A 15,366-nucleotide genomic window follows, 5' to 3' on the forward strand; every position below is an offset into this window, starting at 1 on the left:
ACGATGCTGAGCCGTACCGCCGATCACCTGTTCTGGATGTCCCGCTACACCGAGCGGGCCGAGAACACCGCCCGCATGCTCAATGTCAGCTATGAGACCTCGCTGTTGCCGCAGTCGGCGGCGGTTGCGCAAGTCGGCTGGCAGGGCATCTTGTCCATCAGCGAGTTGCTGCCGTCCTATCAGGCACTCTATGGTGACGTGACGCCTCAAGCGGTGATGGAATTCATGGTCAAGGACCCTGACAACCCGTCGTCCATCGTCTCCTGTCTGCGCGCCGCGCGCGAAAACGCACGGGCGGTACGGGGCACCCTGACCACCGAGGTCTGGGAGACACAGAACCAGACCTGGCTGGAGCTGAACCGGTTGCTGCGCGAAGGCGCCTTCGAACGGGATCCGGGGGCTTTCTTCGAGTGGGTCAAGTTCCGCTCGCACCTGTCACGCGGCGTCACGGTGGGTACCATGCTGATGGACGAGGCGCTGTATTTCATGCGGCTGGGCACGTTTCTGGAGCGGTCGGACAACACCGCGCGACTCGTCGATGTGAAGTTCCATGCCTTGGAAAGCGACTTCTTCGGCGTTGCCAGCGCCAAGGACCAGGAGCTCGACTTTTACCACTGGAGCGCGATCCTGCGCAGCGTGAGCGGATTCGAGATCTATCGCAAGGTCTATCGCGACGTCATCAAACCCGAGCGCGTGGCCGAACTGCTGATGCTGCGCGCGGACATGCCCCGTTCGCTGCATGCCAGCATGAATGAAGTGGTCTCCAACCTGCGTCTGGTATCCGAAGATGGCCAGGGCGAGACGCTTCGCCATGCCGGGCGGTTGCGTGCCGACCTGCAATTCGGACGCATCGACGAGATCCTCGCCACCGGCCTGCATGCCTTCCTGACCCAGTTCCTCGATCGGGTCAACAATCTGGGCGGCCGTATCAGCCGGGAGTTTCTCGTTCCGGCAGGGGCCTGACCGCGAAGCTGGCGGGCTCGCTGCAGGTCCGGACCGGGCGGCCGGCCTGAGACAATCGGCGCATGACTGAAGAAACTTCCTCGCCCGCCACGGACGTGGCTGCGGCGCTGCCGCCCGGTTGGCTGCAGATTGACTCTCTGGATATGGATGCCCAGGGGATCGCCCGGCGTCCTGACGGCAAAGTGGTGTTTGTCGAGGGGGCGCTGACCGGGGAACTGGTGAGCGCCCATGTCCACCGCAAGAAAAACAACTGGGAGGCGGCTTCGCTGGTCGCCGTGCACCGCGAATCGAGCCAGCGAGTGCGCCCGGACTGCCCCCATTTCGGCTTGCATGCGGGCGCGTGTGGCGGGTGCAAGATGCAGCATCTGCATCCGGCCGCCCAGGTGGCTGTCAAGCAGCGGGTGCTGGAAGACAACCTGTGGCATCTGGGCAAGGTGAAGGCCGAAACCGTGCTGCGTCCCATCGAGGGGCCCACCTGGGGCTACCGCTACCGGGCCCGCCTGTCGGTCCGCTACGTGCACAAGAAGGGGGAAGTGCTGATCGGCTTTCACGAACGCAAAAGCCGCTATGTGGCCGACATGCGCACCTGTGCGGTGCTGTTGCCGCAAGTCAGCACCATGTTGGTGCCGCTGCGCGCGCTGATCGGGAGCATGGATGCGCGCGAGACCTGTCCGCAGATCGAACTGGCGGCCGGCGACAGTGTCACGGCTCTGGTTCTCCGGCATCTGGAACCCTTGTCGGAAGACGATCGTGCCCGCCTGCGCCAGTTCGGGCTGAGGTACGGGGTCCAATGGTGGCTGCAGCCCAAAGGCCCGGATTCGGTGCGTTTGCTCGATGAAGGTGGCCCGCCCCTGACGTACACGCTGCCGGATTTCGGCGTCACCATGCCGTTCAAGCCCACGGACTTCACCCAGGTCAATCCGCACATCAACCGCGTTCTGGTAACCCGGGCGCTGCGCCTGTTGCAGGTGCAGCCGACCGAGCGGGTCATTGACTGGTTCTGCGGCCTGGGCAATTTCACGCTCCCGCTGGCGACCCAGGCCCGGGAAGTGCTGGGTATCGAAGGCAGCGAGACGCTGGTGGAGCGTTCGCGGACCAATTTCGAGTCAAATCGGTCGATACCCAGCGTAAAAAGGTCTTTTTGCGCTACGAAATTCGAAGCAAGAAACCTGTTCGAAATGACGCCGGCCATGCTGGTTGCCGATGGCGTGGCCGACAAATGGCTGGTTGATCCGCCGCGAGAGGGCGCCTTCGCGCTGGTCAAGGCACTGGCCGACCTGCATCAGGCAAGTCAGGGCTGTGGCGGCACCGACGGCGTTGTGGTCCCGCCGGTCGGTGCGGACTCGTGGCGGCCGCCGCAGCGCATCGTCTATGTCAGCTGCAACCCGGCGACGCTGGCGCGTGACGCGGGGCTGCTGGTTCATCAGGCCGGTTATCGCTGCACGGCGGCAGGGGTGGTCAACATGTTTCCCCATACGGCCCACGTTGAGAGCATGGCGGTGTTCGAGCGCGTTTGAGCGTCTGTCACGGTGAGTCACTGCCCACCGGGCAGGCGTCGCGCGTTCGCCAGTGCGGCAGCGAGGTCGTCCGGACGCATGGGTTTGGCGAGGTAGTCGTCCATGCCGGCCGCCAGGCAGGCGTTGCGGTCACCCTGGGGGCCGCCGGCGGTCAGGGCAATGATCCATGGCTGCTCCCGGGCGGGCAGCAGAACGCGCAAGGCGCGGGTGGCCGACAGCCCGTCGGTGTCGGGCATCTGCGCATCCATCAGGATCACATCGAACGGCCGCCCGGCCTGGGCCGCCGCCTGTGTTGCCGCCAGGGCCGCTTTGCCGGTTGCCGCCACCGTGCATTCATGGCCCAGGCGGTCCAGGATGAAACGGGTGACGCGCAGGCTGACCGGGTTGTCTTCGGCCAGCAGGATCTTCAGCGGCCGGGTGGGCGCCTGGTCGGTCACTGCTGTCGGGACGGGCGCTTGCTGCGGCGGCAGGAGGCCGGCCAGATCGAGGAGGGCCTCGGCCAGCGCGCGGGCCTTGACCGGACGGCGAATGGCACGGCAGGGCACCAGGGGCTGGAGGTCCTGCCGGTGGCCGGGCTGGGTCAGCAGCAGCAGCGGCCATGCCCGGCTGCGGGGGTGATTGCGCAGCCAGTGGGCGAGTGGCGGGGCATCCGGCGCTCGGTCCAGGGCCGTATCCAGCACCACCAGATCGCAGCGGCCGCCCGCGTCCAGCCAGCGGTGGACGTCCTGGGCCGACGAAAATACGGTGCTCTTCAGGGACCATCGCCCGACCAGTTCGGCCAGGTGGCCGGCATGCCCGGCATGGTTGTCGACGATCAGCAGCCGCCAGCCGGCGAGGCGGGAAAGATCCGGCTGCCGCTCGGCTGGCGCATCCTGTGCGGCCATCAGGGGAATCAGCACACTGAACACGGAGCCTTCGCCCGGGTCGGATCGGACACTGATCGTGCCGCCCATCAGGTGGACCAGTCGCTGGCAGATGGCCAGTCCCAGCCCGGTGCCTCCGTACTGGCGGGTGGTGGACATGTCGACCTGGCTGAAAACCTGGAACAGGCGGTCCATGCGGTCGTGCGGGATGCCAATCCCGGTGTCGCTCACATCGAAGCGTACCCAGGTTTGGGCCGCCGCGGTCGGCCCGGAGATCCGGCGGGCCGAAAGGACAATTTCACCGCGGGGTGTGAACTTCACCGCGTTGGCGACCAGATTGACAAGGACCTGGCGCAAGCGGACCGGGTCGGCCAGCATCCTCAGGGGCAGTGCCGGGTCGATGCGGTAGTACAGGGCCAGCGCCTTCTCGCCGGCGGGCGCCGACAGAAGGTCCAGAACACCTTCGAGGCATTCAGCGATATCGACCGGCAATTGCTCCAGTTCGAGGTGACCTCCGTCAATTTTCGAGAAATCCAGAATGTCGTTGATCAGTGTCAGCAACTGGTTGCCGCTGGCGCGAATGGTTCGCACGAAATCCTGTTGCTCCTCATCAAGGCGGGTTTCCGCCAGAAGGTCACTCATGCCGATCACCGCGTTCATCGGGGTGCGGATTTCATGGCTCATGTTGGCCAGAAACTGTGCCTTGGCCCGCGCGCCCGCCTCGGCGGCATCGCGCGCGGCCAGCAAGGCGGCCTCACTGCGTTTGCGGTCGGTGATGTCACGGGAAACGCCCAGGACACCGACGGCGCGCCCGCTGGCATCGCGCATCGCCACTTTGACCACTTCGAAATGCCGGGGCAAGCCGGTGCGGGGTCCGCGCTGCATTTCCTCGAACACGATCGGATGGTGTGACTGCAGCACGGCGCGATCCTGCTCATTGAAGCGTGCCAGCATGTCGTCCGGGAACAGGTCGGCGGCGGTTCGTCCCAGGATTTCTGCCTCGGTTCGCCGGGCGTGCAGGCAGAAACGCTGGTTGGCAAGCTGGTAGACACCGGCCGTGTCTTTGAGCCAGACACGGTCCGGCAGGGTGTTGACCAAGGTTCGCAGCCGCAGGTTGCTGTGCTCCAGGGTTTCCCGGGCGCGCACGCTGTCGGTGACGTCGGTGAACGTGCGGACCACCCCGCCGTCGCTTTGCCGCTTGGAGCGCACCTCCAGCGTCCGGCCATCGGTGGTGGTGCGCCAGTACACGGCCGGCATCTCGTCGCCGGTGCGGTCGGGGTACCGGGAAACCCAGGCGCGTGCCTCGGGGCTGATGAACGACAGATCGGGGCCGAAGTCGCCTCGCTCGATCTGCAGACGGATCAGATCGCGCACATACGGAAACTGCTCCATCCAGTTGTCGGGCAGTTTCAGCAGTTCGCGGTGTCGCCGGTTGGAGAGGATGGCGCGGCCCTTGGCATCGATGACCAGCAAGCCCTGGTCCATGGAATCGAGCGCCAGCGCCAGTTCCTTTTGCGCCTGGGCAAGCGCCTGCTCCGCAACGACGTAATCGGTGACGTCCGAATAGGTGCGAACCGAGGCGCCGTCGGCCAGTTCCACGGAGTTGACTTCAATGACGCGTCCGGACCGTGTCCGCCGCAGGTAGCGCGGGGGCAAAGAGCCGTCCGGCGGAATCGGCGGGTTCAATGGCAGGTGGGCCAGCGCAGCCGGCGCAGTCCCTTCCAGCTCCCGGAAATCGCCACGCTGCGTCATGGCGTCGAGCAATTCGCGCATGGACGGACGCTGGTCCAGCCAGGCGGGCTCCAGGTCCAGCAAGGTCGCAAAATTCTGGTTGTAGAAGACGACGCGTTGTTGACTGTCCACCATGGCGATGCCGCGTCCGGCGTTGTCGAGCACAATTTGCAAGGCCTGCTGGACCGCCACGTGAGAGCTGATGTCGTGGAAGGTGCGCACGGCGCCACCGTCGGGCAAAGGGGCCGTGCGGACCTCCAGTGTGCGTCCGTCCGGGGTGCGGCGTCGGTATCGCTGGGGGCCGGCAAGGGCGGCACCGCTGCTGGCCTGCACGATATAGCCCCGCGCCATCGCTTCCACATACGTGAGGTCAGGGCCGAAGTCTCCGCGCGCGATCTGCATCCGGACCAGTTCTTCCTGCGTCGGCTGGCGGTCCATCAGGGCGTCGGGCAAGTCGAGCATCTCGCGGTGTCGACGGTTCGACACCAGGGTGCGGCCATCGGCCGCGATCAGGGCAAATCCCTCTGCCATGCTGTCGAGCGCTATGCCCAGCGCAGCTGCCTTTTCACGGGCGTCACGCTGTGTTTCCACAAAGCGGCTGACGTCGGCGTACGTCCGGATGACGCTGCCATCCGGCAGTCGCCGGGTCTCGACCTCCAGGGTTGCGCCGGTCGCCGTACGGCGCTGGTAGCGTTCGACCGCCAGCATCCCCGCGGGCGTTTCCATCCCGGGCAGGGTGTTGATGCCGGCATCTTTCAGTGCCTGCATCTCGGGGCCGAAATCGCCGCGGGCGATCTGGAAGCGGAGGATGTCGCTGCCGTGCGGGCGTGACCGCAGCAGGGATTCGGGGAGATCCAGCAATTCCAGCAGGGCTCGGTTGTACAGGGTGACGATTCCCTCGGCCGTCATGCGCAGGATGCCCTTGCCCGCATTGTCCAGAGCCACTTGCAGGGACAGTGCGTTCTCCCGCTCGGCGGTGATGTCTTCTACGGTGCCTTCGTAGTAAAGGATTTTCCCGTCCGCGTCACGCACGCAATGGGCGTTCTCGCGGATCCAGATGCGTTGACGGCTCTTGTGCCGGTAGACCTCCGAGACAAAGTCGCGGACCTGACCGGTACGTTCCATTTCAGCGATGAACTGATCGCGCCGGCCGGGATCGACGTACCAGGCCTGGTTGATGTCCTTGACCGCCGCCAGCATTTCGGCCTCATTGGCGTAGCCATTCAAATGCACCAGCGCAGCATTCGCACGCAGCTGACGCCCATCGGGATGAGAGCGGTAGGCCCCTATCGGCAGCAACTCGAACAAAGTGGCAAAACGGTGGTCGTCCATGACGTTTGCATCCTACCGTAGGCGGGCCGAAAAAAAGGGGCCATGAAGGCCCCTGGGGATCGCGCGAACCAGGCGTCAGTCGTTGCTGCCGCCGGCCAGGCCCAGCAAGGCCAGCAGGCTCTGGAAGACGTTGAAGATGTCCAGGTACAGCGCGAGGGTGGCGCTGATGTAGTTTGTTTCACCGCCGTCGATGATCTGCTTGAGGTCGTAGAGCATGTAGGCGCTGAAAATGCCGATGGCCATGACCGAGATCACCATCATGCCGACCGTGGAGCCGACGAAGACATTGATCACACCGCCGATGAGCACGGCCAGGGCGCCGACAAACAGCCATTTGCCCATGCCGCTGAGGTCTTTCTTGATCACGCTGGCCAGACTGGCCATGACGAAGAACACGCCGGCAGTACCGGCAAATGCCGTCATGACCAGTTCCGATCCGTTCTTGAAGCCCAGCACCATGGCGATCAGGCGCGACAGCATCAGGCCCATGAAGAACGTGAAGGCGAGCAAGACCGGCACACCGGCCGCCGAGTTCTTGGTCTTCTCGATGGCGTACATGAAGGCGAAGGCGCCACCCAGGAACACGACCAGGCCCAGGCCTCCGCCCAGCGATCGGGTAATCCCGGTCGCCACGCCCAGCCAGGCGCCGAGAACCGTGGGGATCAGACTCAGCGCCAGCAGCCAATAGGTGTTGCGCAGGACGCGATTGCGTTGAACCAGGGACTGGCCATCGCCGTACCCGGTCGCAGGAGAGAGGGTTTGCAGTGGTTCGTTCATGGATTGAAACTCCGGTTGGGCCGCACATTGCGGCAGGGGAAGTGTACAGAAAGGCATCCTGGCTGCAATGTCCGGGGCAGGATTTCCGTCTCCCGGTAGGTATTTGACACCCCGGGGTCAATCGGCTTTTGCCTTGAACGACGGTAAACCGGCAGGAAACCCGGTCTATCCTTTCACGCACTGCAACTTGTAATCCGGAAAAACATGAAAGCCAGACCTTTTCTTGAATCGCGTGACATCAAGGCCATGGCGGCTGCCGCCGAGGCAGAGGCCCTTGCGCAGGGTTGGGCGGTCACGATCGCCATCGTCGACGACGGCGGCCACCTGTTGCATCTGCAACGCCTGGATGGCGCGCCCCCCATTTCCGCCGCCATTGCGCCTGCCAAAGCCCAAACCGCCGCGTTGGGGCGACGCGAAAGCAAGGTGTATGAGGACATGATCAATGGCGGGCGATACTCGTTTCTCAGCGCACCGTCTTTGTCAGGCCTGCTCGAAGGGGGAGTGCCGGTGGTCGTCGAGGGTCACTGCATTGGCGCCGTTGGGGTCAGTGGTGTGAAATCCAGTGAAGACGCGCAGATTGCGCGGGCCGCCATCGCGGCGCTCGGGTCCTGACCTGGAAAAATGGCCTGGCTTGGGTTGCGTGCCCTGGCTGGCCCAACGACCCGTCGGGAAGGGTCGACCCACGATGAAGGCTACTTGGTCAGGATCAGTTTGCCTGCGCGCGTGGCTGCAAGCCGGTAGAAGGCGCCGTTGTGGCTGATGGTGACGGCGGGCGCGCCAGCCAGCAGGGTGGAACTGTCAATCGCACGCGCCGGTGCACGGGTGCTCTGGGGCAGGGCAGTCATGCCGCTTCGAGCGCCGGATTCGCTGAGGGAGGGTGTCGCTTTCATTTAAAGAATGATAACGATTTGCATTGAGATTTGCAATAGGCTTTGGGTGTCGGCGAACTGCCTCATGCCGATCGGACGCTGGCCGTAGCTTCGGTTTCGGCGTTCGCGGCGCCCAAAAGAGGCAGGTGCCAGATCGACTTGCGGGGATCGAGCTGATCCAGCGTACGGTGCATGCGCTCCAGGAGGCGTTCGACATCGGTGTCGTCCGCCCGTTCGCTGTCCTGACTGTGTTCCGGCAGGGGCACTGTGACAACCCGGAAACGCGGGGCGAGATGGGTGGGCAGCGGCTCCGCTTGGCCGAGACCGCGGGCGACCACATGTTGCGCGAAATTGCCGAGATCCGAGGGGCGAAACGGCGCTTCGAGCAGCATGGCAAATCGGGTTTCCGAAATCCGGCACACCGTGTCGATGTCGCGAACCATTTCCGAGAGGATGGAGGCCGCCACCACCAGGGCCCGATCCGCCATGACGCGGCCTTCCGTAGTCTGAATCTCCCGGTGATTGGCGAGATCGACCAGTACCAGGGCGAAGGTCTGGCGGCCGCGACGGGCCCGCCGCAAGGTATCGCGCAGCCGCAGCAGGAGAACCGGGACAATGGTCAGGCCCGTCAATGGATCCGTGCTGTCGATCACCCGCATCCGTGCCCGGTTTTCGTTGAAGTCCTTGGCGCGTCTGTGCAGGATGTACAGCAGCAGCGGGATTTCAATGGCCGAGCCGAGCAGCACCGCGTATTGGGTTGCCCAGCTGTCGGGAATGGCGCCCGCGCTGCGCAAGGCCGGAAACGGATACGCCAGGTGCAGCGGCAGAAAGCCCAGCGCTGTCCAGCCGGCATAGGTCTCGCCTTTACGCCAGGCCCAGAGACAGACCCCCATGCTCAGGAGCACCGACAGCAGGCCGTAGAGGTTCAGCAGCTTGAAAGCGGTCGGGCTCGCCCACAGGAAATAGAGGACCGGATACAGGAAACCCGTGATCGACCACGCGGTGACAAACCGGTTGAGCGGTCGGCTCAGTCGCTGCAGCGAACTGACTTCGCGGACGAACCAGATTCCTGCTGCCGTCATCCACAGCATGAACAGCGCCGGGGCCATGTCATTCCAGCGGGCCCAATCGGGCCAGAAAAACAGGCCGCCCATTCCCGTGAATGCGACCTGAAAACCCAGCATGCAGAACACATAGGTCACATAGGCGACGAAAACGCGATCGGCGTACAGGCGAACATGCACCCAGCCCAGGAACAGAACCAGCAGGCCGAAGCCCAGGTAGGCGCCCAGTCCGAGTACCGTGCGATCCCGCGACGCTTTCAGGTCACGTGCATCGAGCAGCCGGATGCTCGGGCTCAGCGGCGCCGGATGGTTTTCGATGCGCAGCCATGCCGTCGTCGCGGTCGGATCGACACGGAAAACGGGCAGCCGGTCCGGGTTGCTCCAGCTCGAAACCGGTCGTTGATCGCCGGCGCTCTGCGATTGCCAGACGCCGTCGCGGCCGAGCTGGTGGAAATCGACCCGGTTGAAGAACGCGCCGCCCTGCAGCACGATGAACCACTGCTGATCGCTGGGCAGGACGGCAAAGTCCCAACGCATCCACAACGCGCGACTGCCGCCGTCCAAACTGGTGGGGCGATCAAGACGCTGCAGCCGGGTAACGGGCAGCGATGTCACCTCGGATACGGTGGCCGTACCGGACGGGTCGACCCAGATCAATGCCTGGGTTGTGACCACATCGCCCGAGCGCATGCCCCAGACGTTTCCGAACGACAGCGCCAGCGACAGAGCGAACGCGACGGTGAAAGCGATTCGCGAAACCGTGCTGTCTTTCATGGCCGGAAACCATATCACGGTCGGCCGGAATTCTCAATCCGATAGCACCGCAGCACCTTTTTGCGCTGGCTTATTGGGCTTTTGGCTCGGTAATGAAGCCGATCTTGCGCAGACCTGCCTGTTGCGCCGCCGCCATGGCCTGGGCGACGCGCTCGTACGGGACTTTCCGGTCGCCGCGAATATGCAAGTCGGGCTGTGGTTCACGGGAAGCATGCTGGCGCAATGCCGCTGGCAGGGACTCGTCACTGACCGGGATTTCGTCCAGCCAGTAGGCGCCTTGCGCATCGACCGACAGCCGCACGGTCTGGGGTTTGCTCTGCTCCCGCGCGCTGGAGGCGCGCGGCAGATCAACCTGGACCGCGTGTTTCAAGACGGGCACGGTGATGATGAAGATGATCAGCAACACCAGCATGACGTCGACCAGCGGCGTCATGTTGATCTCGTTCATCACCTCGTCGGGTTCGTCCTGGGTTCCGAAGGCCATGGTGTCCTCAGGCTTTCTTCATGGGGACGACCTTGCCGTCGCTGCCGCTGACGCGGGCGCCGGTGACCAGGTAGGCGTGCAGGTCATGGGCAAAGCGGTTGAGCTTGACCAGGACCGCCTTGTTGCCCCGCACCAGCGCGTTGTAGCCCAGCACGGCCGGAATGGCGACCGCCAGGCCCAGGGCGGTCATGATCAGCGCTTCGCCGATCGGGCCGGCCACCTTGTCGATGGTGGCTGCGCCGGCGGCGCCGATCCCCATCAGCGCGTGGTAGATGCCCCAGACGGTGCCGAACAGGCCGACGAACGGGGCGGTGGAGCCGACCGAAGCCAGCACGGCCAGTCCCGATTGCAGTGTTGCGGTGGTGTCGTCAATGGAGTTGCGCAGGCAGCGGGTCACCCAGTCGCTCACGTCCAGGCTGTCATGCAGCTGGGCACGGGTGGCGCGGTGATGGGCTGCGGCTTCGCGTCCGTCGACGGCGAGCTGGTGGAAGGGGTTGTTGTCGGCCGGGCCGAGGCGGGCCATGCCCTGGGCAAAGTCTTCGGCATGCCAGAACGTCTCGGTGGCGGCGGCCAGTTTCTTGTATCGGACGACATCCAGCGCCTTCACCAGGATGACGATCCAGGACGCCAGCGACATGCCCAGCAGCAGCAGGAACACCGCGCGGGTGACCCAGTCGCCCTGGGTCCAGACGCCGATGAGGCCGAGTTGAGATTCCATGACTTGATTACTCCAGAACAAAATTGATCGGTATGTTGAACCACATCGCCTCCGGCACCCCGTCGCGCTTGCCGGGCACATAGCGCCAGCGCTGCACCGTGGCCAGCGCCGCCTGGTCCAGGCGGTCGAAGCCGCTGGAGGTGCGGATTTCTGCCTTCTGGGCGGTGCCGTCGGTGCCGATCAGCACACGAACCACCACCTTGCCCTGCTCGCCCAGGCGCTTGCTCAACGGCGGGTAGGCGGGCCGGGGATTGGCCAGGTAGTCGGCGTCGCTGGACGGCAGCACGATGCGCGGCGGTGCCGGCGGTGCGGGGGGCGCGGCGGGGGCGAGCGCGACGGGCGTCGTGATCGGTGGCGCAAGCGGTTGCGGGGTCAGGACACCGATGGGCGCCTGCGGTGCCGGGGTCGGGTCGGCAATGGCCAGCGGCTGGGGCGCCGGGGGGGCAACCGGCTGGCGAGCGGCAGGGCGCACGGCCGGGGTGATCTGGGGCTGTGGCCGTGGCTGCGGCGGGGGCGGGGCGGGCGGCGGCGCCGGCGCGATGATTTCGCTCAGGATTTGCGCCGGGACGATGATCTCCACCGCACGGCGCAGCAGGCCCGTCTGCAGGGCCCACAGCAGCGCGGCGTGAAACAGCACCACGCCACCGGCGATGACGACGTTGCGGTTCATTGGGTGGGAGAGGAAAGGCGGGGAAAGGGCAGAAATCATAGATCAGCGTGTGGTGCGCCCTGTTCCACTTCCCAGGAACACCCAGCCCACCGCAACCGTCACCGCGATGACCGTGGCCGGGAAAACATGCAGGTAGCACATCCTGGCGGGCGCTTTGCGTTCAGAATTTGAGGCTGGCGGTCAGTTGGAACAGACGCCCGGCACCTGGTACGTAGTGGCCGGAATACAGCTGGTCCGCGTAAAGCTTGTTGGTCAGGTTGCTGATGTTGGCTTTCAGCGTGACGCTCTGGCTGACCGTGTACTCGGCCATCAGGTCGGCGGTGACGAAGCTCGGCACGGTCCAGCCCGGGTTCCGGTTGGGGGTTTGCTCCCCGCGGAAATTGAAGCCACCGCCGATGCGCCACAGGGGGGTGATCTGGTAGGTGGTCCAGAAGGTGCCGCTGTGTTTGGGTGTGAGCGAGGGGCGGCCGGTTTCACCGCCGGTAACCGGTGTGTCGATGTGGGCCTCGGGCAGCCACATGTAAGAGCCGAAGATTTCCCATTTTGGTGTTAGCCGGCCGGTAATGTCGACTTCGGCGCCGGCCACGTGCCGCCTGCCCGACAGCGTGGTCAGGTTCACCAGCGGGTCGGTGTTGCGCTCGTGCAGTTTGGTGGAGCGGAACAGCGCAAAGCGGGTGGTGAAGCGTTTGTCCGCCGAGTCGACGCGCCCGCCGAGTTCAACGTTGATCGCCTGCTCGGGCGGGGTATCGACGTTGGAGGCGCTCAGCGAGTAGGCGTCGCCCGAAGTGTTGAAGGAGTTTGCCAATGACAGGTGGTATGTCTGCCGGTCATCGGGCTGGAACAGCACGCCCAGGCGCTTGCTCAGTTCGCTGACCTTCATCCGGTAGGTGGTGGTGGAGACCGGGCTGACCGCGTTGTTCGGAACGGCGTAGGCGGAGTATTCGCCTGTCAGCCGGTCGTAGCGCAAACCGGCCAGCAGCTTCCAGTGGGGAGCGACGGTGACCAGGTCCTGCACGTACAGGCCCACCCCGCGGGACTGGTACCGGTTGGCGTCGCGCAAGCTTCGGCTGCTTTCGTCAACCCAGTTGGCGGTGCTCTGCCCACCAATGGTGATCGTCGGTTTCGTCGGGACAAGACCGCCCTGGGTTGCGCTGAGCGCCGCATAGACGGCTTTCTCCTCGAAGGCATAGTCCGCGCCTACCAGGAGCTGATGTTCCACGCCCAGTGCGCGGAACTTCCCACTGAAGTCAGTCTGGGCATAGAGGTTGTCCATGTCCTGGATTTTGAGTTGGGTTCCTCGGGTCAGCACGGTGGCCGGACCAAACGTGGCGAGGCTGGCGCCAACCCCGCCCGGCTGGCTGGCCGCAGCGGCCAGGCGGACGGTGCTGGCGCGCTGGTCGCGCTCGTAGGCGCCGCGGCGCACCTGGGTCTTGAGTTCGCCGCCGCCGTCCAGCCGGCGCAGGTGGGTGAAGGTGGCGTAGGTGGCCTTGCCGGCGTTTTCGTCGCTGGCCATACCGTAGTAGGCCGTGGGGTCCAGCGGCAAGACGGTGGTGGCGCTGGCCGCAGAGCCGTTGGGGTTGGCCGTGGTCTGAGGGGCCGTCGGTCGGATCCAGGGCATGCCGTAGTTCATGCCGTTGCGGTTGTCCAGGTGGTACAGGCTGGCCGAGAATTCGTCGCGCTCGCCGATGCCCCAACGGTAGGTGCCCGCGACGCCTTTCTTCTCGATCCGGCTGCCGGCGCCGTTGTTGTCGGCGGTGGTGCTCATGGCGTTCAGGCGCAGGGCGGCACTCTCGCCGGTCTTGATGTTGAAGTCACCCACCGCGCGGCGGTACTGGTGGCTGCCCAGGGTGACGTCCACCTGGTGTTCGTCCATCAGCCGTGGCACCTTGTTGACCATGTTCACGGCGCCGCCGGTGGAGCCGCGGCCGAACAGCATCGAGGCGGAGCCGCGCAGCAGCTCCATGCGGTCGAGGTTGAAGGTGTCACGGTCGTAGAAGGCCGGGTCGCGCATGCCGTCGACAAAGACATCGCCGGTGGCCTGCAGCGGAAAGCCTCGCAGGCGGATGTCTTCCTCGCCGCCCTCGGCCGCCAGGAAGGTGATGCCGGCGGTGTTTTTCAGCGCCTCTTTCATGGTGTCCAGGTTGCGGTCGTCCATCAGCCGCTCGGTGACCACGGTGACCGATTGCGGAATGTCGCGCAGTTCCTGGTTGCCTTTGCCAATTGTCGAATGGGTGGCGCGCACCGCATCCTTTCCCTCGGGTGCTTCCGCTTTCTCCCTGACGGTAACGGTTTGCATAGTGGCCCGGGCGGTGTCGGTCTGGGCGTGGGCGAACCCGCCGAGTGAGCCCGCGAGCATTAACGCTCCCAGCGGCAGGGTGGGTGCATTTACTCCCAAGTGAGGAGCGTCAGGTGACTTCTTTGCGGCGGGTATGCGGGATTGAGACTTGGGTTTCGCGGAGCGTGACATGGGATGCTGGCCTGGTGGAGTGGTCGGCTGGCTTCCCTTTGGCTGCTGCGTTTTGCGGTAACGGGGTGGCTGGCTGGAGTCACAATAATATACGAATACGAGCGATTCGCATTACGCTACAGAAAGAATAACAGGCCTGTGTCGTGAATGGGCCACAGAGCCTTCGCGGAGGGTCTTCAGTACGCGATCCGCTCGGGCCGGACGTCCTGCAAGATGGTGGTGGCGATCTCTTCGATGCTTTTGGTTGTGGTTGAAAGCCACCGGATACCGCTGCGTCGCATCATGCTCTCGGCCTCGGAGACCTCCATGCGGCAGTTCTCCAGACTGGCATAGCGGGAGTTGGGCCGTCTTTCGTTACGTATCTCTGACAAGCGTTCGGGCTGAATGCTCAGGCCGAAGATCTTGCGGCGATAGGGAAGCAGAGCCGGGGGCAGCTGGCGGCGCTCGAAATCCTCGGGAATCAGCGGGTAATTGGCCGCTTTCAGGCCGTATTGCATTGCCAGGTACAGGCTGGTCGGAGTCTTGCCACTGCGGCTGACGCCGATGAGGATGATGTCGGCCCCCTCCAGGTCTTTGTGGGACTGGCCGTCGTCGTGCGAGAGACTGAAATTGATCGCCTCGATCCGATCCTGATATTCCTTGCTCTTGCTGGCGTCGCTGAAGCGACCGACCCGGTGATGGGATTTGATACCCAGTTCTTCTTCCAGCGGCGTGACGAACGTACCGAACATGTCCAGCAGCATGCCTCTGCAGCCGTCCTGTATCACCCGTAACACCTCCATATTCACCAGGGTGGTGAACACGATAGGTTTGCGGCCTTCGACATCCAGGGTGTGATTGATTTGCCGCACCGCCTGGTGCGCCTTGTCCGCCGTATCGATGAAGGGCAGGCGCACGAACCTGGGTTTGAACTCGAACTGGGCGAGCATCGCCGTGCCGAAGGTCTCCGCGGTGATGCCAGTGCCATCGGAAATGAAGAACACGGTTCGGTTGGGCATGGCAGTGTGCATGGGTGGGTTCAAGAAGATTCACGAGACTCCAGCACCGATTTCATCATCAACGATCGGAGCCGTGTCAACGCCGGACAGGGTGCCATCCTACAATCGTCGGCGCTGTGAACATTCGCCCCTTGCCCGG

General features: G+C 64.5%; 12 protein-coding genes. 3 read left to right on the top strand and 9 right to left on the bottom strand.

Going from position 1 to position 15,366, the window contains the following annotated elements; genetic code table 11:
• The first annotated feature begins 3 nt into the window (after positions 1 to 3).
• Both AC2EBU_RS01310 and rlmD read left to right on the top strand, forming a co-directional pair.
• Positions 4 to 963 carry an alpha-E domain-containing protein gene (locus AC2EBU_RS01310; protein WP_484608586.1) on the top strand — a complete coding sequence of 320 codons (960 nt, stop codon included), beginning with the start codon at positions 4 to 6 and terminating at the stop codon, positions 961 to 963.
• Between the two features lie 62 nt (positions 964 to 1,025).
• Entirely contained in the window at positions 1,026 to 2,480 is a 1,455-nt protein-coding gene (gene rlmD, locus AC2EBU_RS01315) for a 23S rRNA (uracil(1939)-C(5))-methyltransferase RlmD (RefSeq protein WP_484608587.1), read from the top strand.
• 17 nt (positions 2,481 to 2,497) lie between these two features.
• Here rlmD and AC2EBU_RS01320 read toward each other — a convergent pair whose 3' ends face one another.
• Both AC2EBU_RS01320 and AC2EBU_RS01325 read right to left on the bottom strand, forming a co-directional pair.
• A complete protein-coding gene (locus AC2EBU_RS01320; RefSeq protein ID WP_484608588.1) occupies positions 2,498 to 6,406 on the bottom strand; it encodes a PAS-domain containing protein in 3,909 nt (1,302 codons plus the stop codon).
• 75 nt (positions 6,407 to 6,481) lie between these two features.
• Complete coding sequence (locus AC2EBU_RS01325; RefSeq protein ID WP_484608589.1) at positions 6,482 to 7,183, bottom strand: Bax inhibitor-1 family protein; 702 nt, start codon at positions 7,181 to 7,183, stop codon at positions 6,482 to 6,484.
• Positions 7,184 to 7,387: 204 nt separating this feature from the next.
• On the opposite strand from AC2EBU_RS01325, the gene AC2EBU_RS01330 reads away from it, so the two are divergent.
• Positions 7,388 to 7,795: a GlcG/HbpS family heme-binding protein gene (locus AC2EBU_RS01330; protein WP_484608590.1), complete on the top strand. Its 408-nt coding sequence runs from the start codon at positions 7,388 to 7,390 to the stop codon at positions 7,793 to 7,795.
• 80 nt (positions 7,796 to 7,875) lie between these two features.
• Here the strand turns inward: AC2EBU_RS01330 and hemP are convergent, their stop codons facing one another.
• The 7 genes from hemP to ppsR form a co-directional block, all read right to left on the bottom strand.
• The gene (gene hemP, locus AC2EBU_RS01335; protein WP_484608591.1) at positions 7,876 to 8,073 is read right to left on the bottom strand and encodes a hemin uptake protein HemP; all 198 of its coding nucleotides are present in this window, start codon (positions 8,071 to 8,073) and stop codon (positions 7,876 to 7,878) included.
• 62 nt (positions 8,074 to 8,135) lie between these two features.
• Positions 8,136 to 9,890, bottom strand: a complete 1,755-nt coding sequence (locus tag AC2EBU_RS01340) for a sensor domain-containing diguanylate cyclase (RefSeq protein ID WP_484608592.1) — start codon at positions 9,888 to 9,890, stop codon at positions 8,136 to 8,138.
• Between the two features lie 70 nt (positions 9,891 to 9,960).
• On the bottom strand, positions 9,961 to 10,374 hold the full coding sequence (locus AC2EBU_RS01345; protein WP_484608593.1) for an ExbD/TolR family protein: 414 nt from the start codon (positions 10,372 to 10,374) through the stop codon (positions 9,961 to 9,963).
• A gap of 7 nt (positions 10,375 to 10,381) precedes the next feature.
• On the bottom strand, positions 10,382 to 11,092 hold the full coding sequence (locus tag AC2EBU_RS01350) for a MotA/TolQ/ExbB proton channel family protein (RefSeq protein ID WP_484608594.1): 711 nt from the start codon (positions 11,090 to 11,092) through the stop codon (positions 10,382 to 10,384).
• Between the two features lie 7 nt (positions 11,093 to 11,099).
• Positions 11,100 to 11,762 carry an energy transducer TonB gene (locus AC2EBU_RS01355; protein ID WP_484608595.1) on the bottom strand — a complete coding sequence of 221 codons (663 nt, stop codon included), beginning with the start codon at positions 11,760 to 11,762 and terminating at the stop codon, positions 11,100 to 11,102.
• A gap of 160 nt (positions 11,763 to 11,922) precedes the next feature.
• Positions 11,923 to 14,058: a TonB-dependent receptor gene (locus AC2EBU_RS01360; RefSeq protein WP_484608596.1), complete on the bottom strand. Its 2,136-nt coding sequence runs from the start codon at positions 14,056 to 14,058 to the stop codon at positions 11,923 to 11,925.
• A 347-nt stretch (positions 14,059 to 14,405) separates the two neighbouring features.
• Complete coding sequence (gene ppsR / locus AC2EBU_RS01365; protein WP_484608597.1) at positions 14,406 to 15,227, bottom strand: posphoenolpyruvate synthetase regulatory kinase/phosphorylase PpsR; 822 nt, start codon at positions 15,225 to 15,227, stop codon at positions 14,406 to 14,408.
• Positions 15,228 to 15,366: the final 139 nt, after the last annotated feature.

Source organism: Curvibacter sp. T50, assembly GCF_057219955.1.

Excerpts from the sequence above, each read along its gene's own strand:
- AC2EBU_RS01310 (WP_484608586.1), top strand. The coding sequence starts at position 4 with ATGCTGAGCCGTACCGCCGATCACCTGTTCTGGATGTCCCGCTACACC.
- rlmD (WP_484608587.1), top strand. The coding sequence starts at position 1,026 with ATGACTGAAGAAACTTCCTCGCCCGCCACGGACGTGGCTGCGGCGCTG.
- AC2EBU_RS01320 (WP_484608588.1), bottom strand. The coding sequence starts at position 6,406 with ATGGACGACCACCGTTTTGCCACTTTGTTCGAGTTGCTGCCGATAGGG.
- AC2EBU_RS01325 (WP_484608589.1), bottom strand. The coding sequence starts at position 7,183 with ATGAACGAACCACTGCAAACCCTCTCTCCTGCGACCGGGTACGGCGAT.
- AC2EBU_RS01330 (WP_484608590.1), top strand. The coding sequence starts at position 7,388 with ATGAAAGCCAGACCTTTTCTTGAATCGCGTGACATCAAGGCCATGGCG.
- hemP (WP_484608591.1), bottom strand. The coding sequence starts at position 8,073 with ATGAAAGCGACACCCTCCCTCAGCGAATCCGGCGCTCGAAGCGGCATG.
- AC2EBU_RS01340 (WP_484608592.1), bottom strand. The coding sequence starts at position 9,890 with ATGAAAGACAGCACGGTTTCGCGAATCGCTTTCACCGTCGCGTTCGCT.
- AC2EBU_RS01345 (WP_484608593.1), bottom strand. The coding sequence starts at position 10,374 with ATGGCCTTCGGAACCCAGGACGAACCCGACGAGGTGATGAACGAGATC.
- AC2EBU_RS01350 (WP_484608594.1), bottom strand. The coding sequence starts at position 11,092 with ATGGAATCTCAACTCGGCCTCATCGGCGTCTGGACCCAGGGCGACTGG.
- AC2EBU_RS01355 (WP_484608595.1), bottom strand. The coding sequence starts at position 11,762 with ATGAACCGCAACGTCGTCATCGCCGGTGGCGTGGTGCTGTTTCACGCC.
- AC2EBU_RS01360 (WP_484608596.1), bottom strand. The coding sequence starts at position 14,058 with ATGCAAACCGTTACCGTCAGGGAGAAAGCGGAAGCACCCGAGGGAAAG.
- ppsR (WP_484608597.1), bottom strand. The coding sequence starts at position 15,227 with ATGCCCAACCGAACCGTGTTCTTCATTTCCGATGGCACTGGCATCACC.